Source organism: Neptunomonas sp. ABH4_499 (assembly GCF_056160565.1).
Genome location: NZ_JBSWXK010000004.1, coordinates 23,091 through 48,408, shown reverse-complemented (window position 1 = coordinate 48,408; position 25,318 = coordinate 23,091). Strand labels below are relative to the sequence as shown.

22 protein-coding genes are annotated in these 25,318 nt (G+C 51.3%); 13 read left to right on the top strand and 9 right to left on the bottom strand.

All coding sequences use genetic code 11. The features are described from left to right. Positions 1-161 precede the first annotated feature (161 nt). Entirely contained in the window at positions 162-560 is a 399-nt protein-coding gene (gene gloA / locus ACXAF9_RS05085; RefSeq protein ID WP_475071228.1) for a lactoylglutathione lyase, read from the bottom strand. 147 nt (positions 561-707) lie between these two features. Between gloA and ACXAF9_RS05080 the strand changes: the two genes are divergently transcribed. Further along, on the top strand, positions 708-1,034 hold the full coding sequence (locus tag ACXAF9_RS05080) for a phasin family protein (RefSeq protein ID WP_475071225.1): 327 nt from the start codon (positions 708-710) through the stop codon (positions 1,032-1,034). A 227-nt stretch (positions 1,035-1,261) separates the two neighbouring features. Next, on the top strand, positions 1,262-1,702 hold the full coding sequence (locus ACXAF9_RS05075; protein ID WP_475071224.1) for a c-type cytochrome: 441 nt from the start codon (positions 1,262-1,264) through the stop codon (positions 1,700-1,702). 75 nt (positions 1,703-1,777) lie between these two features. Here ACXAF9_RS05075 and ACXAF9_RS05070 read toward each other — a convergent pair whose 3' ends face one another. Beyond that, positions 1,778-2,536 (bottom strand): cytochrome b/b6 domain-containing protein, encoded by a 759-nt coding sequence (locus tag ACXAF9_RS05070; protein WP_475071222.1) that lies wholly within the window; start codon positions 2,534-2,536, stop codon positions 1,778-1,780. Positions 2,537-2,755: 219 nt separating this feature from the next. Here ACXAF9_RS05070 and prfB point away from each other — a divergent pair, with 219 nt between their 5' ends. Both prfB and lysS read left to right on the top strand, forming a co-directional pair. After that, positions 2,756-3,850 carry a peptide chain release factor 2 gene (gene prfB / locus ACXAF9_RS05065; RefSeq protein WP_475071220.1) on the top strand — a complete coding sequence of 365 codons (1,095 nt, stop codon included), beginning with the start codon at positions 2,756-2,758 and terminating at the stop codon, positions 3,848-3,850. Between the two features lie 54 nt (positions 3,851-3,904). Further along, the gene (gene lysS, locus ACXAF9_RS05060) at positions 3,905-5,410 is read left to right on the top strand and encodes a lysine--tRNA ligase (RefSeq protein ID WP_475071218.1); all 1,506 of its coding nucleotides are present in this window, start codon (positions 3,905-3,907) and stop codon (positions 5,408-5,410) included. A gap of 97 nt (positions 5,411-5,507) precedes the next feature. Here lysS and ACXAF9_RS05055 read toward each other — a convergent pair whose 3' ends face one another. Next, entirely contained in the window at positions 5,508-7,448 is a 1,941-nt protein-coding gene (locus ACXAF9_RS05055; RefSeq protein ID WP_475071216.1) for an MFS transporter, read from the bottom strand. A gap of 190 nt (positions 7,449-7,638) precedes the next feature. Between ACXAF9_RS05055 and ung the strand changes: the two genes are divergently transcribed. Further along, positions 7,639-8,346: a uracil-DNA glycosylase gene (gene ung / locus ACXAF9_RS05050; RefSeq protein ID WP_475071214.1), complete on the top strand. Its 708-nt coding sequence runs from the start codon at positions 7,639-7,641 to the stop codon at positions 8,344-8,346. A gap of 202 nt (positions 8,347-8,548) precedes the next feature. Here the strand turns inward: ung and ygfZ are convergent, their stop codons facing one another. From ygfZ to rsgA, 5 genes are all read right to left on the bottom strand, one after another. Continuing rightward, the gene (gene ygfZ / locus ACXAF9_RS05045; protein ID WP_475071212.1) at positions 8,549-9,571 is read right to left on the bottom strand and encodes a CAF17-like 4Fe-4S cluster assembly/insertion protein YgfZ; all 1,023 of its coding nucleotides are present in this window, start codon (positions 9,569-9,571) and stop codon (positions 8,549-8,551) included. Positions 9,572-9,626: 55 nt separating this feature from the next. Further along, a complete protein-coding gene (gene asd / locus ACXAF9_RS05040) occupies positions 9,627-10,520 on the bottom strand; it encodes an archaetidylserine decarboxylase (RefSeq protein WP_475071210.1) in 894 nt (297 codons plus the stop codon). Positions 10,521-10,556: 36 nt separating this feature from the next. Continuing rightward, complete coding sequence (locus ACXAF9_RS05035) at positions 10,557-11,378, bottom strand: sulfurtransferase (RefSeq protein WP_475071208.1); 822 nt, start codon at positions 11,376-11,378, stop codon at positions 10,557-10,559. 121 nt (positions 11,379-11,499) lie between these two features. Beyond that, on the bottom strand, positions 11,500-13,218 hold the full coding sequence (locus ACXAF9_RS05030) for an HDOD domain-containing protein (RefSeq protein ID WP_475071206.1): 1,719 nt from the start codon (positions 13,216-13,218) through the stop codon (positions 11,500-11,502). 129 nt (positions 13,219-13,347) lie between these two features. Beyond that, positions 13,348-14,382, bottom strand: coding sequence for a small ribosomal subunit biogenesis GTPase RsgA (rsgA, locus tag ACXAF9_RS05025; RefSeq protein WP_475071204.1), 1,035 nt, complete (start codon positions 14,380-14,382; stop codon positions 13,348-13,350). Positions 14,383-14,536: 154 nt separating this feature from the next. On the opposite strand from rsgA, the gene orn reads away from it, so the two are divergent. Together orn and ACXAF9_RS05015 are read left to right on the top strand one after the other, a co-directional pair. Beyond that, entirely contained in the window at positions 14,537-15,079 is a 543-nt protein-coding gene (gene orn / locus ACXAF9_RS05020; protein WP_475071202.1) for an oligoribonuclease, read from the top strand. A 120-nt stretch (positions 15,080-15,199) separates the two neighbouring features. Continuing rightward, on the top strand, positions 15,200-17,458 hold the full coding sequence (locus tag ACXAF9_RS05015; protein WP_475071199.1) for an Orn/Lys/Arg family decarboxylase: 2,259 nt from the start codon (positions 15,200-15,202) through the stop codon (positions 17,456-17,458). A 16-nt stretch (positions 17,459-17,474) separates the two neighbouring features. Here ACXAF9_RS05015 and queG read toward each other — a convergent pair whose 3' ends face one another. Further along, entirely contained in the window at positions 17,475-18,635 is a 1,161-nt protein-coding gene (gene queG, locus ACXAF9_RS05010) for a tRNA epoxyqueuosine(34) reductase QueG (RefSeq protein ID WP_475071197.1), read from the bottom strand. Between queG and ACXAF9_RS05005 the strand changes: the two genes are divergently transcribed. The 6 genes from ACXAF9_RS05005 (at position 18,613) to hfq (ending at position 25,317) form a co-directional block, all read left to right on the top strand. Then, a complete protein-coding gene (locus tag ACXAF9_RS05005; RefSeq protein WP_475071195.1) occupies positions 18,613-20,130 on the top strand; it encodes an NAD(P)H-hydrate dehydratase in 1,518 nt (505 codons plus the stop codon). The genes queG and ACXAF9_RS05005 overlap by 23 nt on opposite strands. A 32-nt stretch (positions 20,131-20,162) precedes the next feature. Then, positions 20,163-20,639 (top strand): tRNA (adenosine(37)-N6)-threonylcarbamoyltransferase complex ATPase subunit type 1 TsaE, encoded by a 477-nt coding sequence (tsaE, locus tag ACXAF9_RS05000; RefSeq protein WP_475071193.1) that lies wholly within the window; start codon positions 20,163-20,165, stop codon positions 20,637-20,639. A gap of 53 nt (positions 20,640-20,692) precedes the next feature. Next, positions 20,693-22,057: an N-acetylmuramoyl-L-alanine amidase gene (locus ACXAF9_RS04995; protein ID WP_475071191.1), complete on the top strand. Its 1,365-nt coding sequence runs from the start codon at positions 20,693-20,695 to the stop codon at positions 22,055-22,057. A 52-nt stretch (positions 22,058-22,109) separates the two neighbouring features. Then, positions 22,110-24,008: a DNA mismatch repair endonuclease MutL gene (mutL, locus tag ACXAF9_RS04990; protein WP_475071189.1), complete on the top strand. Its 1,899-nt coding sequence runs from the start codon at positions 22,110-22,112 to the stop codon at positions 24,006-24,008. Position 24,009: 1 nt separating this feature from the next. Beyond that, positions 24,010-24,951 (top strand): tRNA (adenosine(37)-N6)-dimethylallyltransferase MiaA, encoded by a 942-nt coding sequence (gene miaA / locus ACXAF9_RS04985; RefSeq protein WP_475071187.1) that lies wholly within the window; start codon positions 24,010-24,012, stop codon positions 24,949-24,951. A gap of 126 nt (positions 24,952-25,077) precedes the next feature. Further along, complete coding sequence (gene hfq, locus ACXAF9_RS04980) at positions 25,078-25,317, top strand: RNA chaperone Hfq (protein ID WP_475071185.1); 240 nt, start codon at positions 25,078-25,080, stop codon at positions 25,315-25,317. Position 25,318: the final 1 nt, after the last annotated feature.

Here is a 25,318-nt window from a genome sequence, read left to right as displayed (position 1 = left end):
AACTATGGTTCAAATGCTGGTGGATTGCTGTGGTACTTTCAGTCAAATCTACCAATTAGGCGTACATCTTAAGGTGTAAGGCGTGTTTGGTGGGGTTTAATCGCGAATCTATTGATCAAGATTAACAAACCGGGCAGTGATGACCGCCCGGCTTTAGAAGATCAGTCTTTACGGTCTGGGCTTAACAGTTCAATCATGTAGCCATCGGGGTCTTTAACGAAGGCTAGGATGGTGCCTGAGTTGCTGTTTTTCATTGGTCCCGCTTCACGCACTACATCGCCGCCACGGGCTTTGATGGCATCGCATGCTTTGTACACATCATCGACTTCGATCGCGATGTGGCCGTAGGCGTTGCCAAGATCATACTCATCGGTATCCCAGTTGTGGGTCAGTTCCAATGCGGCTTGCTCGGATTCAGGGCCAAAGCTCACAAACGCCAGTGTGAAACGCCCTTCTGGATAGTCGTTCTTGCGCAGCAGTTGCATGCCCAACACATTGGTGTAGAAGTCGAGGGATTTATCGAGGTCGGTCACTCGGACCATCGTATGTAAAATTCGCATTGAGCTCGCCTTGTCTTTGGTAAGTGCTTGTTATCAGTCCATCAGCGATGTGTACAAAAGTACGTATTTGTGTTGCTCTCACTGACAGAGAGTGCTTAAGTATAAACAACTCTAAAACACAGAGGTTCCAGAGCGGAGGGCAAAAGAATGTTTCAGGATATGACAAAAACAATGACTGAATCGATGGCGCCATTTAAAGAGTTACTGAACGTGCAAACCAAGATGCTTGAAGAGATTACTCGACATCAGATGGAATGCACTAACTCCTGTATTGAAGCAACACTGCAGCAAACCAAAGAGTTGACCAAGTGTGAATCACCCACCGATTTGGTCGCCTTGCAACAGGCGTATGCCAAAGAGTTGGAGGAAACACTCTCGAGCGCCAGTGCTCAGAATATGAAAGCGTTGGAAGACGCCAGACTCCAGATCGAAAAGATTACCAAGGACTCGTTTAGCGCATTTGCCGGAAAATAAACGACCCTTACCCAGACTAAGCCGCTTTTTGAGCGGCTTTTTTGTACGCGTTAATCAGAACTAAATTAAGCACACGCTTTCTAAGTGTAAATATTTGTTAATCCGGCGCTCCTACACTAAGCCGAGATTGATGCGGCTGATCGGTTCTTCTAGATTAGACGCTAGGGTAAAGCTCCGTTAAAGAGGGCGGCCCATACCGAATTGGACAATGACGAAAGGAACCAACTATGAAAAAGCCTCTTTTAACGGCGGCCGCGGCTGTGCTGTTGAGTACGACGACCGTTGCTTTTGCGGATGTAGAAGACTCGATCGAATACCGTCAAAGCGTTTTCAAAGCGATCAAATATCACTTTGGCCCAATGGCTGACATGGTGCGTGGTAAGGTCGATTACGACCAAGCAGCGTTTTCGCTGCACGCAGACCGTGTTGCGGCGTTGGCCAAAATGCCAGGTGATGGATTTGTTGAAGGCTCAGACAAAGGTGATACCGATGCTAAATCCTCCATCTGGTCAAATCGTGCCGACTTTGATCAACGCCTAGATACGTTTGCCAGCGATGCTGCAACGTTAGCTGAGGTGGCTGGCACTGGCGATATGGGCGAGATCCGTAATGCATTTGGTAACGTGGGTAAAAACTGTAAAGGTTGCCACGACGAATACAAAGATTGATTTCTCAATCCTTACGCCATAAAAAAAGGGCCAGCGGCCCTTTTTTGTATTCGTTTTTTTGAATATTAAACGCTGTTAACCACCTAGCTGCACAATACCGTACACGGCCGCGATCGCGATGATCGCAACAATGCTCATGCGGATGAATGGCTCTTTTATCGATACCGCTTCACGGTTTTTACTGGTCTTGTAGCCAGTCACCATGCTGCGCGCCAAATGCTCGCGTTTGAAAACAAGGTGGACCAGTACCGCAGCAATGTGCAAAGCGACACAGGCCAGAATTACGTTAAAGTTAAAATGGTGAATCTTTGTCAGCATACCGGCAATATCACTTGGAACCAGTGAGTAGAGTGGGCCTTCGATGAAAATATCGTCACTGGCAAAGAGCCCGGTTGCGGCTTGCAGAAAGATCACCGTGAGTAGGATTAGTACCATCCAAGAGCCAAGCGGGTTGTGGCTTAAGTGCTCTTTCTCTCGACCGATCAAAAACTGAGCGCCGTATTTGAGGGTCACAAAAGGCCCTGTAACAAACTGTCCAAAGCGCGCATACCGACTGCCGATGAACCCCCAAATGACCCGATAAATGATTAAGCCCAGCACAAAATAGCCAACGTACACATGCCAATCCATCGCGGTGCCGCCGGTCTCACCTGAGTACCAAAGAAAGCCAATGGAGGCCACCAAGGCCCAGTGGAAAAAGCGCACGGAGATATCCCATACTTTGACTTTCTTAGGGCCTTTAGATGCCTTGGTGGTTTCGGGCGGGTGGGGGGCTTTTGGCGGCGCGTTTACATCGGCCGACAAGGTGTCGGGGTTAAATGTGGGTTCTGTCATGATCGGTCAAGCTCCATTTATGATCGTTATGGCGGCAAAGATACTGGAGTGGGATTCCCTTGAAAAGCCTGTGGAATTAGAGCTTAGATGATAAAGCGAGTTCCTGACTGATCGCTTAAGCATGAAAATTACCTGGAAATTAAACCCAACGATTCAAAGCGTAAGGCGGATCGGTTAAAATACGTCCCCTTTTGAATTTGACAAGTGTTGAGCGTAGCGATGGAAGTCAATCCAATCATAAACAGCCTGAAAGATATCAGTGAGCGCACCAAAGCGCTGTACACCTATCTGGATTACGAAGGCAAAAAAGAACGCCTTGAAGAGGTTGAGCGTGAGTTGGAAGATCCAACCGTTTGGAACGACCCAGAAAATGCGCAAAAACTTGGTAAAGAGCGCTCTTCGCTGGACGAGGTGGTCTCAACACTTGAAACGCTGAAAAGCGGTGCGGTGGATGCCCGTGACCTGCTGGATATGATCGTCGAAGAGGGCGATGAAGATTCCCTCGTGGATGTGGAAACCGAAGTCGCGTCCCTGATGGAACAGCTCGAGAAGCTGGAATTCCGCCGTATGTTTGCTGGCGAAACAGACGAGAACAACGCCTACTTGGACATCCAGTCAGGTTCCGGTGGTACCGAAGCACAGGATTGGGCCAACATGGTGCTGCGTATGTTCCTGCGTTGGGGCGAGGACAAAGGCTTTAAAACTGAGCTGATGGAAGTCTCCGACGGCGAAGTAGCCGGTATTAAATCCGCAACGATCCGCTTTGAAGGCGAATACGCCTTTGGTTGGTTGCGCACGGAAACCGGTGTCCACCGTTTGGTTCGTAAGTCGCCATTCGATTCCGGCGGTCGTCGTCACACCTCTTTCTGTTCCGTGTTCGTGTCCCCTGAGATCGACGATAACGTCGACATCGAGATCAACCCAGCGGATCTGCGTGTGGACGTATATCGCGCATCCGGTGCAGGTGGTCAGCACGTTAACCGAACAGAATCAGCGGTACGTATTACCCATAACCCATCCGGTATTGTTGTTCAGAGCCAAAGCCAGCGCTCTCAGCACCAAAACAAAGACAACTGTATGAAACAGTTACGTGCAAAACTCTACGAGATGGAAATGCTGAAACGCTCAGCCGCGGCTCAAGAATTGGAAGATTCTAAAGCGGACATCGGCTGGGGCAGCCAAATCCGCTCCTATGTTTTGGACGACCAACGTATTAAAGATCTGCGCACTGGCGTACAAACCTCCAACTGCGACCGCGTGTTGGATGGTGATCTGGATATGTTTATCGAAGCAAGTTTGAAAGCGGGCCTGTAACCGCTGCTTGCCCTTTTGACCTTATCAACTTAACCCACACTTGAAGGTTGCTTGATGTCTGACACAACTCAGAAAATTGATGAAAACCGCTTGATTGCCGAGCGTCGTGAAAAGCTGAATGCGCTTCGCGAACAAGGCAATGCATTCCCTAACCAGTTCCGTCGTGATAGCTACGCGCAAGATCTGCAAGATAAATACGGCGATAAGAGTAAGGAAGAGTTGGCTGAATCAGGCATCAAGGTAAGCGTGGCTGGCCGTGTGATGCTAAACCGTGGTGCCTTCATGGTACTGCAGGATATGACCGGTCGCATCCAGTTGTACGTGAACAAAGAAGCGCGTGCGTTCGCTAAATCTTTGGATTTGGGTGACATCATCGGTGTGACCGGCGAGCTTCATAAATCTGGCAAAGGTGACCTGTACGTCGACCTTGGCGAGTACCAGCTGCTGACCAAAAACCTGCGCCCATTGCCCGATAAGCACAAAGGGTTAACGGACACTGAAATGCGCTACCGTCAGCGCTATGTGGATCTGATCACCAACGATGATTCTCGTCGTGTGTTCCAAATCCGCTCGCAAATTGTAGCCGGTATCCGTCAATACCTGACCGAGCGTCGCTTCATCGAAGCGGAAACACCGATGCTGCAAGTGATTCCAGGCGGCGCGTCTGCGCGTCCATTCGTGACCCATCACAACGCGCTGGACATCGATATGTACCTGCGTATCGCGCCAGAGTTGTACTTGAAGCGTTTGGTTGTCGGTGGTTTTGAGCGTGTGTTCGAGATCAACCGTAACTTCCGTAACGAAGGTCTGTCGACACGTCACAACCCTGAATTCACCATGCTTGAGTTCTACCAAGCGTACGCTGATTACAACGACCTGATGGATCTGACTGAAGATATGCTGCGCACCTTGGCCAGCAATATCTTGGGCTCTACGACCTTGACCTATCAAGGCGGTGAGTTTGATCTTGGTAAGCCGTTTGATCGCATCAGCGTGTACGATTCGATCTTGAAGTACAACGAGAACCTAAGCGCAGCCGACATCGATACGTTAGACGCGGCCCGTACAACGGCCGAAAAGCTGGGTATTGATATCAAAGACTCGTACGGCTTGGGTAAAGTGCAGATCGAGATCTTCGAAGAAACGGTTGAGCACCTGTTGCAGCAGCCAACCTTCATTACTGAATACCCAGCGGAAGTATCGCCTCTGGCACGCCGTAATGACGATAACCCATTCATTACCGATCGTTTTGAGTTCTTCTTGGGTGGTCGTGAAGTCGCTAACGGCTTCTCGGAGTTGAACGACTCTGAAGACCAAGCTGAGCGTTTCCGCAAACAAGTGGAAGACAAGGACGCAGGTGATGATGAAGCGATGCACTACGATGCTGACTACATCAACGCCTTAGAATACGGTTTACCGCCAACGGCGGGTGAAGGTATCGGTATCGATCGTTTAGTGATGTTCTTCGCAGACTGCGATTCGATCAAAGACGTTATCTTGTTTCCGGCCATGCGCCCGCAGGCTCAGCAAGCAAACAACGAAGAGGGTGACGACGCTTAATCGTCAACCCCTATCAACAAGCCGCTCAATGAGCGGCTTTTTTGTGGCTGTTGCCCCGTCCTGAATAAGATTTATAAAGAGGGTAGTAGCCCAAGGTTTACTCGGGCTTTTTCGGGACTTCTCCCGACGCTTCTTTGTCTTCGGTGGCCTCTTGGGTGTCGTCTTCAGGTTTGTCGTTGATGTCCATTGATAAAGGCTCATCAAAGGTGTCGGCCTCGTGGAGGATCTCGACCACATCGGAGGCGGAATCAGGCAGCATCTCGACCACGGCCGTTGCCACATCCATCGCTTGCTCTGGTTGGTGTTCCGCAAAGTGGCTCACCAGCTCAGCGGCGCTTTCTTGATACGCTTCAAGGTCTGCTGGGCGAAGCTCAGAGCTATCGAACCCAGTGCTCTCTTCGGCTTCGACGTCACCGTTGGATGCATCCGCGAGTGTTGTCTCTTCCTCAATCACCTCGGTCGGTTCTGGCTGGCTTGGCGTTAAGCGAGCAATAGCTGTAACGATCTCATCCAGGCGCTCTGGTTGATGCTCACTGATCCACTGCACCAGTTCAGTTACTTGTTCTGGGGCGGAATCGGCCAGTGCCTCGGCAATCGTTAAGCTCAAATCAGGAGCGGCGCGCGTGATGGAGTCAAACAGTCGACCTAGATCGATTTCGTCCACTTGCGCCAGTGCTGTGTAAAGCTCGGGTGCTAAATCAGGGGAGCGCTCGATCAACTCTTTGACCATCTTAACGGCGCTGCCTGGGTTGCTTTCGGCCATGGTGATGGCTACCTGAGCTTCAAGACTTGGAACGCCCTCCGATGGTGAGGCCGGGATACGAGGGTCAAGGTCGTACAGTGCGGCACTCATGTCGGTGTGCATAACAAAGCTTTCTTGATCGGCCACAGGCAAGGCGGTACGTACTTTCATGCGGTAGAGCACGAAGGCCAGCAAAGCGACTTCAAAAACGGTTAGGAATAGGAACAGTGCATCAGCCCCCATTATCTGCATCACACGCGAAGATACGATGGGCCCTAAAATGCTGCCCATGGCGTAAATGCTGAGGATGCCACCCATCGCCGCGGCCATTTCTGATTGGCGTAAACGGTCAAACGTTTCGGCAATACTCATCGGGTACAGGCACGAGAACACACCGGTAGTGACCGCTGTCAGTGCCATCATCACCCAGACCAAATCCCATTTGGCGACAAACATCATAGTGATGGTGGCCACAATGTTGATGACCAACAGATAAAAGAGCAGGGTTCGACGGTCCATCCGGTCAGACAAAATCCCCACAGGGAACTGGAACAAAAACGCACCTAATACCGCAGAAGCCATAAAGAAGGAGAGCATCACTCCGCTGACGCCATGGCTGTTGGCGAAGATGGGGAGCATGTTAATGATAGAGCCATACAATAAGCCGCCAAAGAAGCAGGTGACCACACCCAGAGGTGAAGCGGTAAAGAGCGCCTTATAGGACAAGCCCTGCATTTCGTGGATGACAGGCCCGGTACGCTTACTGATGGTCAGCGGAACTAAGCCGACCGACAGAATGATGGCCGCTAAAATAAACAGCGTGCTTTCTAGAGGCGGCGCAATGTTAATAAAGAACTGAGAGCAAAACATCGCCGCCATAATAGTGATCTGGCTGGTGGCCAGCATCTTGCCGCGCGTCTCTTCTGTGGCGTCGGCGCTTAACCAGCCATCGATGACCGCATAGACACAAGCGATACAGAAGCCCATTAAGCAACGCATGGCGCCCCATACCCAGACATTCATGGTCAAGCTGCAAATCAGGATCGCGGTAGAACTCAATGCCGCAGCGGCTGCGAGTACGCGGATGTAGCCTGCACGTGCAATCAGTTTTCGGCAGTACATACCGCCAAATAGCATACCCACTGCATACATAGCCAACACCAAACCGATGGTGTCGGTTGGGATCGATTCTAAATCCATGCGGACCGGTAAAAGAATACCGATCAGGCCATAGCCTGACATCAGAATAAAGCAGCTAATAAATAGAGAAACCAGCGGAACGAGCGCGACGATCACGGCAGATCCTTTAAGATTGAGCGGGTTGAGAAAGAAGTCGTTTGTAGAAGGCGCCACCCTAGGTGGAATAAACCACAGTGTCAATGTAGCAGAACAAAAGTGAACTTTCCGTTCTGAAAAAACAACGCTTGGGTTGAATTATTCGGTATCATGGCAAGATTCAATCAGCAGCAACATCGAAAATAAGACTATGGCTTTGGAGTTAGCGCCCACGTGGTCGCCTTTTTTACAGGTGGAATTTGAAAAACCGTACATGACCTCGTTAAAGCAATTTCTGCGCGAGCGCAAAGATCAACAGGTACGCATTTATCCGCGCTCAGAAGATTGGTTTCATGCACTGGAAGCCACACCGTTGGATCAGGTCAAGGTGGTCATCATTGGCCAAGACCCGTATCACCAACCAGGCCAAGCGCACGGTTTGTGCTTTTCCGTAAAGCCAAGTGTTAAGGTGCCACCCTCCTTAATGAACATCTATAAAGAACTGGCAACGGATGTTGGCTTTGAACCAGTAACGCATGGCTTTCTCGACAGTTGGGCGAAGCAGGGTGTGTTGATGCTCAACAGTGTGCTGACGGTTGAGGATTCAACGGCGAATGCCCACCAAGGCAAAGGTTGGGAGACCTTCACGGATAAAATCATTGAAACGGTAAACCAGCAGTGTGAGCATGTGGTGTTCCTTTTATGGGGCAGTTATGCCCAGAAGAAAGGCGCGAATATTGATCCAGAGCGCCACTGCGTTTTGAAAGCGCCACACCCTTCACCGCTGGCCGCGCATCGTGGTTTTTTTGGATCCAAACACTTTAGCCAAGCCAATCAATATATAGAAAGCCAAGGGCGGACACCGATTGAATGGCAACTGCCGGTAACCCCTGATTATAACGAGTCAAACGGAGAGTAAAGGCCAGATGACCTCCTTGTCATTTGATGTGATTAAAAAGTTGATGCTGATCGCCCTGATCTCAATTCGGCCTCCCAAGAGGGGATCTACTTTGCAGATTGGATTCGACCTTTCAGCTACTTTTAATCCTGCTATCTCCCTTCAAAATAAAAAAAGAGCCTCATGTGTAGGCTCTTTTTTGCTTGATCAGCGAAGCGGTGTTTTAACGCTTGGCGACAAACAGCTCAGGATCCAACTCGTAAGGCAGTTCAGCAAGCGTGATGGTGCCGCCACCGTCCAACGAGAGTGGGTGCTCGTCCGCTTCGGTTTTGGTGATCACCGCTAACGCTTTAGCACCGGTCTCGGTTTTGGCTACACGAAGAATGTGCCCAGCATGTTGACGGTTATCCGAATGGATCGGTGTGCCGATGGCGGGCAGAGCATCTGTCTCGATATCCACAACGTACATCGGCTTATTCAGCTTACCGCGGTGCTGAAGGCGAGCTACAATCTCTTGCCCTGTATAGCAGCCTTTTTTGAAGCTTACGCCCTTAAGGGCTTGTAGGTTGGTCATCTGTGGGATGTACTGCTCGGAGCTAGCGGCTTCGATGTCCGGAACACCGGCCTGAATTTCCGACAGTTCCCAATCGTTAGTGCTGCCCAATGGGGCCATGTCGATCAAGGATTTGAGCACGTCGGCGCTTTGGTCAGTGCCCATCCACAGCTCAAAGCGGCGTCCCGGTAGACGAGTACCGATCAAGCCATCCTGCGTAACAATCCGGTCCACTTCCGTAGGGATTGATTCAAACAGCTTATGCATCAAAGACTCAGCGCCTGGGCCAATTAATCCCAGACCGACCTTGGAATCACGAAGATCAAGCATCTCGACCTTCGAGAAGATGCTGTACTTTTTAAGTGCTGCAAATCCCGCTTCAAACAAGTTGGCAGGGCAGTGCAAAAGATAGCCATCTTTGAGTTTAACTAAGCGATAGAGCGCAATCATGCTGCCCTTTGGTGTGCAGTGCGCACCTAAACGGCTGCCGTGCTCGTTGACTTCGCGCAGATCGCAGGTTAACTGACCTTGCAAGAATTTCTCAGCATCAGGGCCTGTAACCGAAAAAGCGGCACGCTGAACCAGCGGGATAATGCGCGTAGCGCTGTCGGATGGCGTGACGGGGGCAAGGCTCTGTGCCTCTTCATCCCAAGTCACCTTGTAAGCATCCAGTGTGTGTTTCCAAGCATTCATGGATCAATCCTCTGGGCTTGCCTTAGCAAACCCGTCTATTCCGAAGGTCCGGCAATTACGATGCGTTTGAGGCATCCTGTGATGGCGCATCGCTTGTGATCGTTGCAATGCGCTCGCCCAAGCGTACACCCGAGTTCTCTTGGAGGGCATCTACCCAATCAATCGCGTCCTGACCAAACAGTAAAATAACGGTTGAGCCCAGTTTGAAGCGGCCCATCTCTTCCCCTTTTTCAAGGGTAATCGGGGTTTCGGGTTTAGGTTGAAACGCCTTAATAACCGGCTTTTTAATGACCGGCGCTTCTTGTCCGCTCCACACCGTTTCAATACCCGCGACGATCATTGCGCCCACGAGCACCATCGCCATAGGGCCTGCTTCGGTATCAAACAGTGCAACCAAACGCTCGTTCCGCGCAAACAGCTGATCGACTTCCTGAGCGGTGGTTTGGTTAACCGAGTACAAATCCCCCGGGATGTACACCGTTTCACGCAACGTGCCTTGGATTGGCATGTGCACACGGTGATAGTCGCGCGGTGATAGATAGATGGTGGCAAAGTAGCCATTTTTAAAGAGGTCGCTTAAATGGGCATAACCGCCCAATAAGGTGGACAGACCATAACCACGGCCTTTGGCTTGTACAATGCGGCCGTAATCGATCTTACCCATTTGGCTAATCGCACCGTCGGCTGGGGATACAATCGCATCACTGTCGGTATCGATTGGGCGAGCGCCCTCTTTTAATGCGCGAGTGAAAAAGGCATTAAAGGTTGGGTAATCCAAGGGGTTCTCGATCTGCGCTTCGGCCATGTTGATTTGATACTTCTTGGCAAAAAAGCGGATAAAGGTGTTTTTGATCAACGGGATGCGGCTATCGGCCAGCCAGCCCACGATACGTGACAGCGCATGTTGAGGAACAAGATGTTGGAAGGCGATAAAAAACTGTTTTTTCAAAGGGTGTATTCCAATCTATATCTGACTAAGAAGGGCTTACGCATTACCGGTTTCAAACGGTAAGTCGCTACGGTTGCCCCATTCAAACCAAGAGCCATCATAACACTGCATGGTAGCACCGGCATAAAGTCCGGCAATGTAGGTGAGACCAGAGCGGCGATGGGTCTGGCAATGCGTCACAATCGGCTTATCAAGATCAAGCCCCGCTTGCTGCATCTGATCTCGGATCACATCCGGCGAGCGCAGCAACGCAGGAGTGTCGTGCGCCAGTGTATCGGTCCATTCCAGCCAACGTGCACCTGGTAAGTGGCCGCCATGGTCAGCATTAACCACTTTCTCGCCAGCAAATTCGGCTTGAGTTCTCGCATCCCAAATCGAAACAGCGCCTTCCTGAACGCCTTTAATAATCCCTTCAGGGGCTGCAATTAACTCAGGTCGCTCGATGTTCACCGTTAGAGAGGACGGCTTAGGTTGGTTAGGTGTTTGTTCGTAACTGAAGCCTGCTAGCTTCCAAGCTTCTAGGTGGCCATTCAGAAAAGAGGCTTTCGTCAGCCCGCAGCAATGCAGTGTCCAGATGAAGCGCCCTGCGAGGGGGCCTTTTTGATCATCGTAAGCGACAACATGCGTCTCTTTCGTAATTCCGCAATCGGATAACAGCTCCGATAACTGTCGCTCGTTGGGGATCTTGTTAGGAACAGGTGCTTGGCCTGACTGCATGCGGCTTGAATCTAGATGAATCGCCCCCGGTATGTGGCCCGCTTGGTAATGATCCAGTGAAGAAAGATCGACGATGATCAAATTAGGATCATCCAATACTTTCGAGAGTTCGACAGCGTCGATTACGAGCGGTAGGTCCATGGCAGAGTCTCTTTTTCCAGCGCGAGAATGCCAAAATCATATCGGTTTGTCGGAGTGGGCTCAATCACGATAAGTCCACTCAATCGTTACGGATAAAGGTCAGGAGCTGATCGTGCGATGTTTAGAGCTTCTTCAGCGCGATACAGGCCGCCGCGCAGAGCTGCTTGAATTGATCCATCATGGATTCTGGAATCTGGCTTTGATCATCGGTGTCGACGTAGATGATGGCCACAGGGCGCTCACCTTTAAAGATCGACATCATGGCCCACTCTTGATCGGGCAGCGCTGCTTTAAATGGGGCTGGCAGTGCCCCTGCGTACTTAACCCGTTGCGCATCTTTACCGAACACCGGTAATGGTTTTTCCATCAGTTTCGCCAGAAGTGGTGAAGGGGAGAGAGGATAAGTAACACAGATCATCGGATGATCCGCCGGCAAACCCAAGGCTTGAGCGCAGCGGCCGGTACTCTCTTTGGCGTTGAGTAGATGTAAGCAGACGTGTTTAAACCCGATGGTCTCATGCAAACCTTGAGTTAAGGCCCCCAGAATATGAGAGGGTTTGGTGTACAAAGAGTACCCCTCTTTAAAGCGCTGGGTTAACAAGTCTAAGCGTCGTTGGTTATCTTCACTTAGATCCAGTACTGCGACGTTTGACGCGGTTTTGGTCTTGGGTTTCGGTGCGGCCGTTTCCGGTACCGCCTTGGATGGATCAGCGGTTTGGGTGTTGGCTTGAGCCGAGGCCGTCGCAGCGTCTTTAGCTGGCGCTTTGGTTGGGTTAGGGCTTGGGTATTTGCTTTCCAAGCGCATCGCCTCGGTCTCACTTAACTTGTAAGGCATCGACTGTTTGCTGGGGATCATCAGCATCTCGGCCGCTGGGGCGATAGCGCCGCGTACATGATACAGGTGGGCAGCGTACGCACAGGTGCGACTCAAAAGTGCTCGCGCATCGTCCTTGTTACCGCCAAGGTAGTTGCAAATGATGTCAGCGTATTCTGAGCTTCGCGGGCCGTTCCACTGTTTGTGTACGTTTTGAGCGTACCAGTTGGCCAGTTTGATGGGGAAGGTCCGATCATTCACGATGTGGTTCAGCGTGCGTTCTTCCTCTTCGGTCAGATCGGCCACACCCAAATTACGCTCTTTCATTTGGGTCAAAATGGTGTTGGACGGCGCCGTATCAGGGGCTTGCGCTTGTTGGATTAGCTCCGATAACTCCCACCGCTTAGACAGACCAAAAGCGATGGACTGGATCGAGCACCCAAGGACTGCTTGCTCGGCCTGTAGGTGGTTTTTGTGCTTCTCATTCATCAAAATCTGGATCTGATTCATATGCAGCGGTGCATTGAGCCACAGACTCCAATGCCCAACCCCATAAAACAGGGCCGACAAGAAGGTCTCTTCAACAAAAGGAAGGTTCTTTTGGCGCATCCAGGCTTCGCTGTAGCAGGCCGCCAGATGGCTGTTCGCGATGGAACGTAGATAAAACTGTTGTTGTCGACTGCTGGGGTTGATTTTGACCGGTTGCAAGCGGGTTGCAAGCTCCTCTATTGGGTCCATCCCAAGCGAGGCTACTGCGTGTTCAATACTGGTCACAAAGGAATCACGGCCAGACGATAAATGCGCTTTTTGAGCTTGTTTGACAACGCTTAAGCACAGAATAGGGTCGGCTTTGATCAACGCATTAAGGTCTTTGATCATGGTCGATGGGCTGATCAGCTTTTTCTTGAGGCGCGTTAAGCTACTGGCGCGAACCGGAAACGGCTTTTTCGCCAAGTAATCAACCCATGCAGAGGTGCCATGCAGCTCAGTGGGAGGTGTGGAGTTGGATTCTGCTGTCATGCCCATTCAGTATCTGCGCCCAGTTATACGTTCCCTTTACGCTTTTTAACGGCGTTCGTAGAGATAACATTAGACGCAAATGGGCCGAATTTCCGGTTTTAACCAGTGAAAATCGACCAATAGGCTGGTTTTGGATTAAAACGCTGGGGCGTTTTCCTCTAGGGATTGCAAAATCCGTTGGTAACTCTCCATACGCGACGCGCTGATCTTACCGGATTCGATCGCCTCAAGAATGGCGCATCCCGGTTCTTGTTCATGCTTGCAGTCACGGAAACGGCAGTGGCCAAGGAAGGGGCGAAACTCAATAAAGCCCTCGAGAAGGCGCTCAGGTTCAAGGTGCCAAAGTGCGAATTCGCGAATCCCCGGTGAGTCGATCAAATCGCCTCCTTTCGGAAAGTGGAACAAACGGGCCGTGGTTGTGGTGTGTTTGCCTTTTCGGGTTTGTTCAGACAAAGCACCCACTTTCAAATCAATGCCGGGTAACAGCACATTGATCAAAGAGGATTTACCCACACCGGACTGTCCGACAAACACACTGATTTTATCGGCCAGTTGCGCATGAAGCTCAGCCAAGTCTTGTTCGGTCTTCGTCGAAACCAATAGCACCTGATAACCGATGGCCTCGTAACGGCCAACTAAGTGGTCAATCTCGGCTTGATTGGACTCATTGATGAGGTCTGCTTTGTTAAGCAGGAGTACCGGCGTGATTTGACTAAGCTCGGCCGCGACCAGATACCGATCAATGAGGTTCGCAAAAGGTTGAGGCTCGACAGCAAAGGTGATGATGATCTGATCAATGTTCGCCGCGACCGGTTTTAGCTCACCGTGATTGGTTGGGCGCACCAACTCGCTGTCCCGATCCAGGACGGCGACTACAACCCCATATTCAACGCCCTTGCGCCAAATGACACGATCTCCTGTAACCAATTGGCCAAGATGCTGACGCATATGACAACGGAACAGCTGACCGGCGTCGGGGCCGTCTGTGGCTTCAACATCCACTTGCTTGCCAAAGTGAGAAATGATCAACCCAGATTGCTCTGGACCAAGATCCCCGCCGTTCAGTGCTTCATCGATGCGGGCATCTTTTTTGGCCGCGCGGGCTTTGCGCTCTTCTTGGATTTTCTCGATGCGCCAAGCTTGGCGGCGGGTCACTTTGCGTTTTGACATTAAAATTAACTACCTAAGTCCGATCACGGCTTGCTGTTGCTCGTGGTATTCTATACCGAACACATACAATATTGGCCATTTAATGCGCTTGTTTGCCCTGTTTCTCAAAAAATGCAGAGCGAAACCGCCATGGCGAGGTTTTAGAGGTTACACCATGTCCCGTACTGACAACCTGATTTGGATCGATTTAGAGATGACCGGACTCGACCCAGATCACGATTACATCCTAGAGATTGCTACCATTGTCACCGATGCGCATCTGAATGTGATTGCAGAGGGGCCGAACCTAGTGGTTCATCAGCCAGATTCGGTGCTGGATAACATGAACGAGTGGTGTATCGAGCAACACGGAAAAACCGGTCTTACGCAAAAGTGCCGAGAAAGCACGCTGACAGAGCGCGAGGCTGAGCAGCAAACCATCGATTTCTTAATGGATTATGTCGACCGCGGTGTATCGCCAATGTGCGGTAACAGCATCGGACAGGATCGCCGTTTCCTAAATCGCCACATGTCGGAGTTGGAAAACTACTTCCATTACCGCAATTTGGACGTAAGTTCTGTAAAAGAGTTGGCGCGCCGTTGGAAGCCAGAAATTCTGAAAACCCTTAAAAAACAAGGCACTCATCTGGCGCTGGATGATATTCGCGACTCCATCCATGAGCTTAAGCATTACCGCGAGCATTTTTTCACACTCTGATGTGAAAGTCGGATGAAATACCCCCTAGGGAATAGTTGTCGTCTCTTTTTTGTCTTACACTCGCACTAATGGTGGCCTGTTTTTTAAAGCACCTTCATTCTTGCAACGTAGGAAAAAGCGATGCGTTTTCACTTCCCCATCGTCATCATTGACGAAGATTTCCGTTCCGAAAACACCAGTGGTTCCGGCATTCGCCAGTTGGCGGATGCGATGGTTAAAGAGGGGGTCGATGTAGAAGGGTTTACCAGCTACGGCGATCTCACCTCCTTTGCACAACAGCAAAGCCGAGCCGCGGGTTTTATACTGTCGATTGATGATCACGATTTCGAATCGGATGAAAGCTCAGATAAATCGCTGGATCAGATTCGTGGATTTGTCGGCGAGATCCGTCGTCGCAACCCAGATATCCCTATCTATTTGTACGGCGAAACGCGTACGTCCCGCCACATTCCGAATGATGTTCTACGTGAGCTGCACGGCTTTATCCACATGCACGAAGATACGCCGGAGTTTGTGGCACGCCACATCATCCGCGAAGCCAAATCGTATCTGGATACCTTGGCACCACCGTTCTTTCGCGCACTTACTGATTACGCCCAAGACGGCTCATACAGCTGGCACTGCCCAGGTCACTCAGGTGGCGTTGCCTTTTTGAAATCTCCTGTTGGGCAGATGTTCCATCAGTTTTTCGGTGAAAACATGCTGCGTGCCGATGTGTGTAACGCGGTTGATGAGTTAGGTCAGCTTCTTGATCACACAGGGCCTGTTGCGGCCTCTGAGCGAAATGCGGCGCGTATCTTTAATTGCGATCACCTTTTCTTTGTCACCAACGGTACGTCAACGTCCAACAAGATTGTATGGAACTCGACCGTAGCACCGGGCGACATTGTGGTGGTGGACCGTAACTGTCACAAATCCATTTTGCACGCGATCATGATGACAGGGGCTGTGCCTGTGTTCTTGATGCCGACGCGCAACCATTACGGCATCATTGGTCCAATCCCGCGCAGTGAGTTTGAGCCTGCGACCATCAAGCAAAAAATGTTGGCCAATCCATACTGCAGCGAATTGCTAGAAGCCAATCCAGATCTTAAACCGCGTGTGTTGACGATCACCCAATCGACCTACGATGGAGTTCTGTACAACGTAGAAGAGATCAAAGATCTGCTTGATGGCGAGATCGACACGCTGCACTTTGACGAGGCCTGGCTGCCGCACGCGGCTTTCCATGATTTCTACGGGGATTACCATGCCATAGGTGAAGGTCGCCCACGTTGTAAAGATTCGATGGTGTTTGCAACTCAGTCCACGCATAAGCTGTTGGCCGGTTTATCGCAAGCGTCTCAGATTCTGATTCAAGATGCGCAAGAGCAAAAGTTGGATCGCGACGTCTTCAACGAAGCCTATCTGATGCACACCTCGACCAGCCCGCAGTACGCGATCATTGCCTCGTGCGATGTTGCGGCCGCCATGATGGAAGAGCCGGGTGGCACAGCGCTGGTGGAAGAGTCTTTGGATGAAGCACTTGAGTTCCGCCGTGCAATGCGCAAGGTGGATGAAGAGTACGGAGATGATTGGTGGTTCCGCGTTTGGGGCCCTGATGATCTGACCAGCGAAGGCTTGGATGAACGCGATGCGTGGATGCTCAAAGCGGGCGAGAGCTGGCACGGCTTTGGCGACATCGCCGAAGGCTTCAACCTGTTGGATCCGATCAAGGCGACGATTTTAACCCCAGGTTTAAACGTAGATGGTGATTTTGCCGATCAAGGTATTCCTGCGGCGATTGTGGCTAAATACTTAGCTGAACACGGTGTCGTGATCGAGAAAAACGGCCTGTACTCCTTCTTTATCATGTTCACCATCGGTATCACTAAGGGCCGCTGGAACACGATGATCTCTGCGTTGCAGCAGTTTAAAGACGACTATGATCGTAACGCACCTTTGTGGCGTGTTCTGCCAGAGTTTGTGCAGCAGTATCCACAGTACGAGCGCATCGGCTTAAAAGAGTTGTGTCAGATGATCCACGATATCTACAAAGCCAACGATGTAGCGCGTTTAACCACCGAGATGTACCTGTCGGATTTGGTACCGGCCATGGTGCCTGCAAAAGCCTTTGCGAAGATGGCGCATCGTGACATTGAACGTGTACCTTTGGATCAGCTTGAAGGGCGCGTAACAGCGGTCATGCTAACGCCGTATCCGCCAGGCATTCCGCTGTTGGTACCGGGCGAAGTCTTCAACAAAACGATTGTGGATTACCTAAAGTTCGCTCGCACCTTTAACAAAGCCTTCCCGGGGTTTGAAACCTATGTGCATGGCTTAGTCGCTGAAAAGACCGAGCAAGGTACAGGCTACTTTGTAGACTGCGTTAAAGAGTAATAGCAATCAGGGTGGTTCAGTTACGTAACTGCTGAACCGCCCAATCAATGTGCTCCTGAACCAATGGGGGGCACTCTTCCCGTTTGGCAAGCAAGGCCGTTGCGGCGGTTTCGCCCCCTCGACTGTTGCCAATGGCCACCGCCAAGTTACGACGCCAGCCATCAAACCCTGTACGTCGAATCGCCGAGCCTTCGGTGCGCTTTAAAAACATCGCCTCATTCCAATCCCATAGCTCCAGCAAGGTAATGTTGTCGAGCGAGTGTCGTGGTTGAAAGTCGGACTCTTCCGTGTGCTTTGCAAATCGATTCCAAGGACACACTAACTGGCAATCGTCACAGCCAAAGATGCGGTTTCCCATCAATGGGCGAAGCTCAACGGGGATGGCGGCCTTGGATTCGATGGTCAGGTACGAGATGCACTTTGTTGCGTTCAGTTGGTATGGGCCGTCAAAGGCCTTGGTGGGGCATACATCCAGACACGCCGTGCAGGAGCCGCAGTGGCGCTTAGTGTCTTTGGGTTGATCCGTCGGCAGGGGTAAGTTGATCATCAGCTCCCCTAAAAAGAACCAGGAGCCTGCTTTGCGGTTCAGAATCAGTGTGTGCTTGCCCGTCCAACCTAAACCGCCTTGTTCAGCAATCGGGCGTTCCATCACCGGTGCACTGTCCACAAACGCTCTAAACTCCAAGCCTTCGGCTTTTTGGCGAATCGCCTCACCAAATTGGGTTAAGCGCTTTCGGAAGGTTTTGTGATAATCCCGCCCAAGCGTATAACGGGCAATATAGGCTTTCTCGGGCGAGTTCAGCACTTCAAGGGATGAAAACGCCGGTGGGAGGTGGTTCATACGGACACTGATCACTCGACAGCTGCCGGGCACTAATTCGTACGGGTGCTCGCGTTTGTCCAGATGGTTTTCCAGATACCCCATCTCGCCGTGGTAGCCTTTTTCAAGCCAGGCTTTATGAGCATCAAGGCTCTCGCCAAGGTTGGGGTCTACGATGCTGATCTGCTGAAAACCAAAGGATTCCGCCATCGCGTGGATCTCTTTTGCGAGCGTTTCAAGCTGGTTCGTTGATAACCTTGCTGCGGCGCTTGCCTGCATGCAATACCCTTCCTCTATAATGCCAGTCAAAGCCGCCAATTGATCACGGAATTGAATGATGAAAACCTTACCCGGCACATTATACACGGCCGAGCAGACTCGGTTACTGGACAGAACCGCAATTGATGCCTTTGGTATCCCAGGCTTTACCTTGATGAAACGCGCAGCCAAAGCCTGCTTTCGTGAAATCAAACAGCGTTGGCCACAAGCAAAGCGGATCACAGTCTTATGTGGCGGTGGCAATAATGGCGGTGATGGTTTAGTGATTGCGGCGTTGGCAAAGGCCCAAGGCTGGCAAGTGCAAGCGCGCTTTTTGGGGGATGAGCACTACGCTCTTAAGCTCCAAGGTGAAGCGCTGGATGCTTGGCAAATGGCGAAAGCCTCGGGTGTTGAGCTTCGGCCCTTTAAGCGCGAAGAGCCTTTCTCTGGGGATATCATTGTTGATGCGCTGCTGGGCACAGGGCTAGGTGGAGATGTCCGTGGTGTCTTTGTTGAGGCCATCTCCAAAATCAATCGTGCCACGCAGCCAGTGGTTGCGGTGGATATCCCTTCGGGTCTGTGTGCTGATACGGGGGCGATTTTAGGTGTGGCAATACGGGCGGATCTGACCGTGACCTTCATCGGGTTAAAGCAGGGCCTTTTTATGCATCAAGCGGTCGACTGTGTCGGTGAGGTGGTCTTTGACGGTTTGTTGATCCCCGAGGCTGTTTTTGAGTCGGTGGATGTCAGCGCGTTTCGCCTAGGCCCTGATGATGTTAAAGAGTGCCTGCCAAAGCGGAAACGTTCCGGCCACAAAGGGGATTACGGGCACCTGCTCATCATTGGTGGTGACCATGGTATGGGAGGCGCGGCCTTGATGGCTGCTGAGGCGGCGGTGATGTGCGGTGCAGGTAAAGTCACCTTGGCGACCCGAGAGGAACACGTCACGGCGTGCCTGACCCGTTGCCCAGAGGTGATGGCCAAAGGCGTTAATTCGGCTCAAGCGCTCGTCCCCTTGTTGGAACAAGCAACCGCCGTGGTCATTGGCCCGGGGCTTGGACAGTCTGGTTGGGGGCATCAAATGCTCAAATCAGTGATGGATGCGATGCGCCCGACGGTTGTGGATGCCGATGCGCTGAACTTGATGGTGCTCCATGGGCTCTGGGGTGCTCAGTCGTTTGACACTTGGGTCGCCACACCTCACCCGGGTGAAGCTGCCCATTTGCTTAATGATCATGTGGTGGACCTTCAGTCCGATCGGCTTGATAGCGCCGCCCGGTTGCAGCGAGTGTTTGGTGGCACCATCGTTTTAAAAGGGGCTGGGTCCATCGTGACCGATGGCGATGCGGTTCATCTGTGCTCGCAAGGTAACCCAGGCATGGGCAGTGGTGGTATGGGGGATGTTCTATCCGGTGTGATCGGAGCCTTGCTGGCCCAAAAACTGTCGGCCATTGATGCGGCTCGTGTCGGAGTCTATGCTCATGCGGCGGCCGCTGACCAAGCGGCGCTTGATCTGGGTGAGCGTGGTCTAAAAGCGACTGATTTGATTCAATATGTTAGATTTTTAATCAATCATAGTTTCACCGTGGATTGATCCAAAGAAAACTCACGTGTACGGTTCTGTTTTTGAAGAAAAAAGGGGCAATTGTGGTCTATCTTCCCAATGAAGCTGCCATGGAACAATTTGGCGCAGCATTACTGAAGGCGTTACCAAAAGGGGTGGTGTTTTTACAAGGTAATCTAGGGATGGGTAAAACCACACTCAGTCGAGGCTTATTGCGCGCGGCTGGGCATCAAGGCTCCGTGAAAAGCCCAACTTACACCTTAGTGGAGCCCTATGAGCTTGAAAGCGGCACCATCAATCATTTCGATTTGTACCGTTTGATGGACCCAGAAGAACTCGAGTTTTTGGGTATCCGTGATTACTTTAACGAACAGACCCTCTGCTTAGTGGAATGGCCCGATAAGGGCGAAGGTTTATTACCTGAGCCTGATTTAATTATTGATCTAACCCCAAAAGATGAGGGGCGCGAAGCCAATTGGCAGGCGTGCACTGAAAAAGGCGAAGCGGCGGCCGATAAGTTACAACAGCACTATTTATAAACGACCCTCGCATGGGTCGTGCGACAACGGTTTGATGTAAGGTACTTGGACGTATGAAACGTGTAATTCAAAGATGCTTGGATGTACGCGCCCGAGTCTGTGTTTTGATGTTCACATTGATGTTCAGTGCGCTCGCCAGTGCCGCTGATATCAACAATGTACGTATGTGGCTCTCGCCCGACAAAACCCGCTTGGTTTTTGATTTAAATGGAGCTGTCTCGCACAAGGTGTTTTCACTCACTGGGCCTGATCGGTTGGTGATGGATATCCGTGGTGCGGTGATGAAAGCCGATTTAAACGGCTTAGATCTCAAAAATAGCCCGATTAAAGGGGTAAGAACAGGGCAAAACGGCGATGATCTGCGTGTGGTTTTGGACCTTAATGAGGCGGTTAAACCGCGCAGTTTTGATTTAAAACCCAACGATCAATATGGACATCGTTTGGTGTTGGACCTTGTGACCGATGGGCAAGTTAAAGCCGAACAACAACCGGTAACCGCGACACCGCCGGCCACACCTGCCAAGTTGCGCGATATCGTGATCGCAATTGATGCAGGGCACGGGGGCGATGACCCAGGTGCCTCAGGCCCAGGTGGCGTGCGTGAAAAAGACATCGTGTTAGAGATTGCCCGTGAAGTTAAACGCTTGATCGACAAGGAGCCTGGCTTTCATGCTCAGTTGATCCGCGATGGGGACTACTACGTCAGCTTGCGTGGACGTACAAACAAAGCGCGTAAGTCCAGTGCGGATATGTTTGTGTCGATTCATGCCGATGCCTTTAAGGACCCTCGGGCGCGTGGCGCTTCGGTGTGGGTGTTGTCCAACCGTGGCGCAACCAGTGAGATGGGACGCTGGTTAGCATCCAAAGAGAACAGCGCCGATTTAATCGGTGGTGTCGGCGGCGTGAGCCTTGAAGATAAGGATGAAGTGTTAGCAGGGGTGTTGCTCGATATGTCGATGCACGCGACCCGAACTGATAGTCAACTGATTGCCAAAAAAATTCACGGCAACATCAGTAAATTTGCCAAAATGCATAAATCCTACGTCGAGAAGGCCGGGTTCATGGTGTTGAAATCACCTGATATCCCCTCCATTTTGGTTGAGACGGGCTTTATCTCTAACCCAGAAGAGGCGCGCTTACTGAAAACGCGTCAGTATCGTCGTCAAATGGCGAATGCGATCTACAACGGCATCAAAGAACATTTCTGGAATAAGCCGCCGGCGTACACTCTTATTGCTCACCAAAAAACCGGTGGCCTTAACGCTCAGGGCAAGCGGGTGTACAAAGTGGTGTCCGGTGACTCGCTTTCCGGGATTGCGTCTCGTCACGGAGTTTCGCTCTCCAACTTGCGTAGGGCGAATGACCTTAAAGGTGATATCATAAAAGTCGGTCAGGTGTTGGAGATACCCTCCACCTGATTAAAACGCCGCCTAAGGGCGGCCTTTTTGTTTATGCAGATCAAAGGTTTTCATGTCCCGTATACACTTGCTCTCCCCTCGACTTGCCAACCAGATCGCTGCCGGTGAAGTGGTTGAGCGTCCGGCTTCTGTGGTGAAAGAACTGTTAGAAAATAGCTTAGATGCCGGTGCGACACGCTTAGATGTGGATGTAGAACAAGCGGGGATTAAAGTAATCCGTATACGGGATGACGGTGGTGGCATCGAGAAAGATGATCTGCCGCTGGCGTTAAGTCGCCACGCGACCTCCAAGATTTACGAGCTGGAAGATCTCGAAGCCGTTATAAGCCTTGGCTTTAGGGGCGAGGCCTTGGCCAGTATCAGTTCGGTTTCACGTTTGTCTTTGACCTCGCGTCGAGAGGGCAGCGATCACGCTTGGCAGGTGCTTACCGAAGGTCGGGATATGGAAGCCAGCTTATCGCCTGCGGCACACCCGCAGGGTACGACGGTTGAAGTCCGGGATCTGTTCTTTAATACGCCCGCTAGACGTAAGTTTTTAAAAACCGAAAATACCGAATTCAAACACCTTGAAGAGGTGGTCAAACGATTGGCCCTTAGTCGATTCGATGTGGGGTTCAGTCTTAAGCACAATGGCCGTGTTATTCATCAATTAAAACCGGCCACCACGTTAAAAGAAGCCGAAAGACGAGTGGCTTCCGTCTGTGGGCCTGCGTTTATGGAGCAGTGCTTGCGGGTCGATATGCACGCTGAAGCTTCTGGTCTTAAACTGCATGGCTGGATGGGCTTGCCTACGTTTTCGCGCAGCCAAGCCGATCTTCAGTATTTCTTTGTGAATGGTCGAATGATTCGCGATAAGGTGGTGACGCACGCGGTGCGCCAAGCGTACGCCGATGTGCTTTATAACGGCCGTCATCCTACTTATGTACTCTACCTTGAATTGGACCCTGCGCTGGTGGATGTCAACGTCCACCCGACAAAGCACGAAGTGCGTTTTCGTGAAAGCCGTTTGGTGCATGACTTTATCTTCCGCTCGATTCATCGTGCCATTGGCGATGTTCGCCCAGAGGCCGACAACGTTCCGGCGCTCCAGACCTTATCGGGTCAAACGGCACCGACCGAGCCTAATTATCAACAAGGCGCGATGGCGTTTGGAGTGGCAGGGGCGGATGCCTCCAACCAGGCTTCTTCTGAAACCCCAGCAGGTTTTGCGCAGTCGTCGGGTTATTCTGGCGGAGGATACTCGGGAGGTTCGGCAGGAGCTGTCCGGGAGCAAATGAATCAATATGGCGCCTTGCATCAATCTGCTCCGAGTGTCGCCGCGATGCCCTCCGTCATGCCAGATGTTGGCGAAGACGAGCAATCGGGTATGCCGCCGCTTGGTTTTGCCATCGCACAGCTTCATGGCATCTATATATTGTCCCAAAACGCGCACGGCTTGGTGTTGGTGGATATGCACGCAGCGCACGAGCGCATTGTGTATGAGCGTCTCAAAACCGCCTACGAAGCCCAGTCGGTTCGATCGCAACCTTTGTTGGTTCCACTGAGCATGGCGGTGAGCGCTCGCGAAGCGGATGCCAGTGAGGAACAATCCCAACTGTTTGAGTCATTAGGGTTTGAGCTACAACGTATGGGCGAGGAGACTCTGATCATTCGTCAGGTGCCGGTCACTCTCGCCAAAGGGAATGTTGAACAACTTCTACGTGATGTACTGGCCGATGTACTTACATACGGCAGCAGTCGACGCATTCAAGAGCATATTAATGAGCTCCTTTCGACGATGGCTTGCCACGGTGCCGTGCGGGCCAACCGCCAATTGACCGTCCCAGAAATGAACGCCTTGTTGCGAGACATGGAGGCCACCGAGCGCAGTGGCCAATGTAACCATGGACGCCCAACCTGGACTCAGCTGACCTTATCCGAGCTGGATAAACTCTTTATGAGAGGGCAGTGACATGAGTGTACAGCAGCACCCACCTGCGATCTTTTTAATGGGGCCTACCGCCGCCGGTAAAACCGACTTAGCGATGGGGCTTTATGATCGGTTGCCTTGCGAAATCATCAGTGTGGACTCTGCCCTAATTTATAAAGGGATGGATATTGGTACTGCAAAGCCGACTAAAGCCGAGCTTGAACGCTACCCTCACCATTTGATCGATATTAAAGACCCCAGCGAGAGCTATTCGGCCGCGGATTTTCGCGAAGATGCTTTGGCTTTGATGGCGGATATCACCCAGCGTGGGAAGATCCCTTTATTGGTGGGCGGTACAATGATGTACTACAACGCACTGATCAAGGGGATGGCGGAGCTTCCGGAAGCGGATCCTGAGGTTCGAGCGCGTTTGTTGGAGATAGGTTTAACCCAAGGTTGGCCAGCGATACATGCGCGTTTAGCCGAAGTGGACCCCGAATCGGCACAGCGTCTTGCGCCCAATGACTCTCAGCGGCTGCAACGGGCACTGGAAGTGTACGAAATTACCGGCAAGCCCCTTAGTCAGTGGTGGGCCGAGCAAGCCGCGTACGAGTTCCCGTATTCGGTGGTCAATTTGGCCGTTATGCCAAAGGAACGTCACCTTTTACATCAACGTATCGAGCAACGTTTTCGCTTGATGCTAGATCACGGTTTTATCGACGAGGCGAAGGCCCTTTATGAGCGGGGCGATCTTAACCCGCAGATGCCATCGGTTCGTTGTGTTGGTTACCGCCAGGCATGGTCATATCTTGCGGGTGAGTGGGATTATGACACCATGGTGGATAAAGGTATTGTTGCAACGCGGCAGCTGGCTAAGCGTCAGATCACCTGGTTAAGAAGCTGGGATGATCTACACTGGTTGGAGACTGGGCAAGCAGATATTGTTGATCGCAGCTTGAAATTAATGGACAGTGTCATTATATAATGCGAACTTGTCTTAAATTTGGTGCTTTGCACAAAAAAAGAGCCAATATTTCAACTTACTAGGCACTTTTTGCTGGTATAAGGCTCACATAAGAACGATTTTTTCATCTCAGGAAGGAGTTTTCCAATGTCAAAAGGGCAGTCACTACAAGACCCTTATTTGAACGTGCTGCGTAAAGAGCGCGTCCCTGTATCAATTTTCTTGGTAAACGGTATCAAGCTGCAAGGTCAGATCGAATCTTTCGATCAGTTCGTGATTTTGCTGAAAAACACCGTCAGCCAGATGGTTTATAAGCACGCCATCTCTACTGTTGTGCCTTCACGTCCAGTGAAATTGCCACAACCAGACGAGAAGCCTGCGGATTGAG

Coding starts and splice junctions, on each gene's coding strand:
- gloA (WP_475071228.1), bottom strand. CDS start 560: ATGCGAATTTTACATACGATGGTCCGAGTGACCGACCTCGATAAATCC.
- ACXAF9_RS05080 (WP_475071225.1), top strand. CDS start 708: ATGTTTCAGGATATGACAAAAACAATGACTGAATCGATGGCGCCATTT.
- ACXAF9_RS05075 (WP_475071224.1), top strand. CDS start 1,262: ATGAAAAAGCCTCTTTTAACGGCGGCCGCGGCTGTGCTGTTGAGTACG.
- ACXAF9_RS05070 (WP_475071222.1), bottom strand. CDS start 2,536: ATGACAGAACCCACATTTAACCCCGACACCTTGTCGGCCGATGTAAAC.
- prfB (WP_475071220.1), top strand. CDS start 2,756: ATGGAAGTCAATCCAATCATAAACAGCCTGAAAGATATCAGTGAGCGC.
- lysS (WP_475071218.1), top strand. CDS start 3,905: ATGTCTGACACAACTCAGAAAATTGATGAAAACCGCTTGATTGCCGAG.
- ung (WP_475071214.1), top strand. CDS start 7,639: ATGGCTTTGGAGTTAGCGCCCACGTGGTCGCCTTTTTTACAGGTGGAA.
- ygfZ (WP_475071212.1), bottom strand. CDS start 9,571: ATGAATGCTTGGAAACACACACTGGATGCTTACAAGGTGACTTGGGAT.
- ACXAF9_RS05035 (WP_475071208.1), bottom strand. CDS start 11,378: ATGGACCTACCGCTCGTAATCGACGCTGTCGAACTCTCGAAAGTATTG.
- ACXAF9_RS05030 (WP_475071206.1), bottom strand. CDS start 13,218: ATGGGCATGACAGCAGAATCCAACTCCACACCTCCCACTGAGCTGCAT.
- rsgA (WP_475071204.1), bottom strand. CDS start 14,382: ATGTCAAAACGCAAAGTGACCCGCCGCCAAGCTTGGCGCATCGAGAAA.
- orn (WP_475071202.1), top strand. CDS start 14,537: ATGTCCCGTACTGACAACCTGATTTGGATCGATTTAGAGATGACCGGA.
- ACXAF9_RS05015 (WP_475071199.1), top strand. CDS start 15,200: ATGCGTTTTCACTTCCCCATCGTCATCATTGACGAAGATTTCCGTTCC.
- ACXAF9_RS05005 (WP_475071195.1), top strand. CDS start 18,613: ATGATGAAAACCTTACCCGGCACATTATACACGGCCGAGCAGACTCGG.
- ACXAF9_RS04995 (WP_475071191.1), top strand. CDS start 20,693: ATGAAACGTGTAATTCAAAGATGCTTGGATGTACGCGCCCGAGTCTGT.
- mutL (WP_475071189.1), top strand. CDS start 22,110: ATGTCCCGTATACACTTGCTCTCCCCTCGACTTGCCAACCAGATCGCT.
- miaA (WP_475071187.1), top strand. CDS start 24,010: ATGAGTGTACAGCAGCACCCACCTGCGATCTTTTTAATGGGGCCTACC.
- hfq (WP_475071185.1), top strand. CDS start 25,078: ATGTCAAAAGGGCAGTCACTACAAGACCCTTATTTGAACGTGCTGCGT.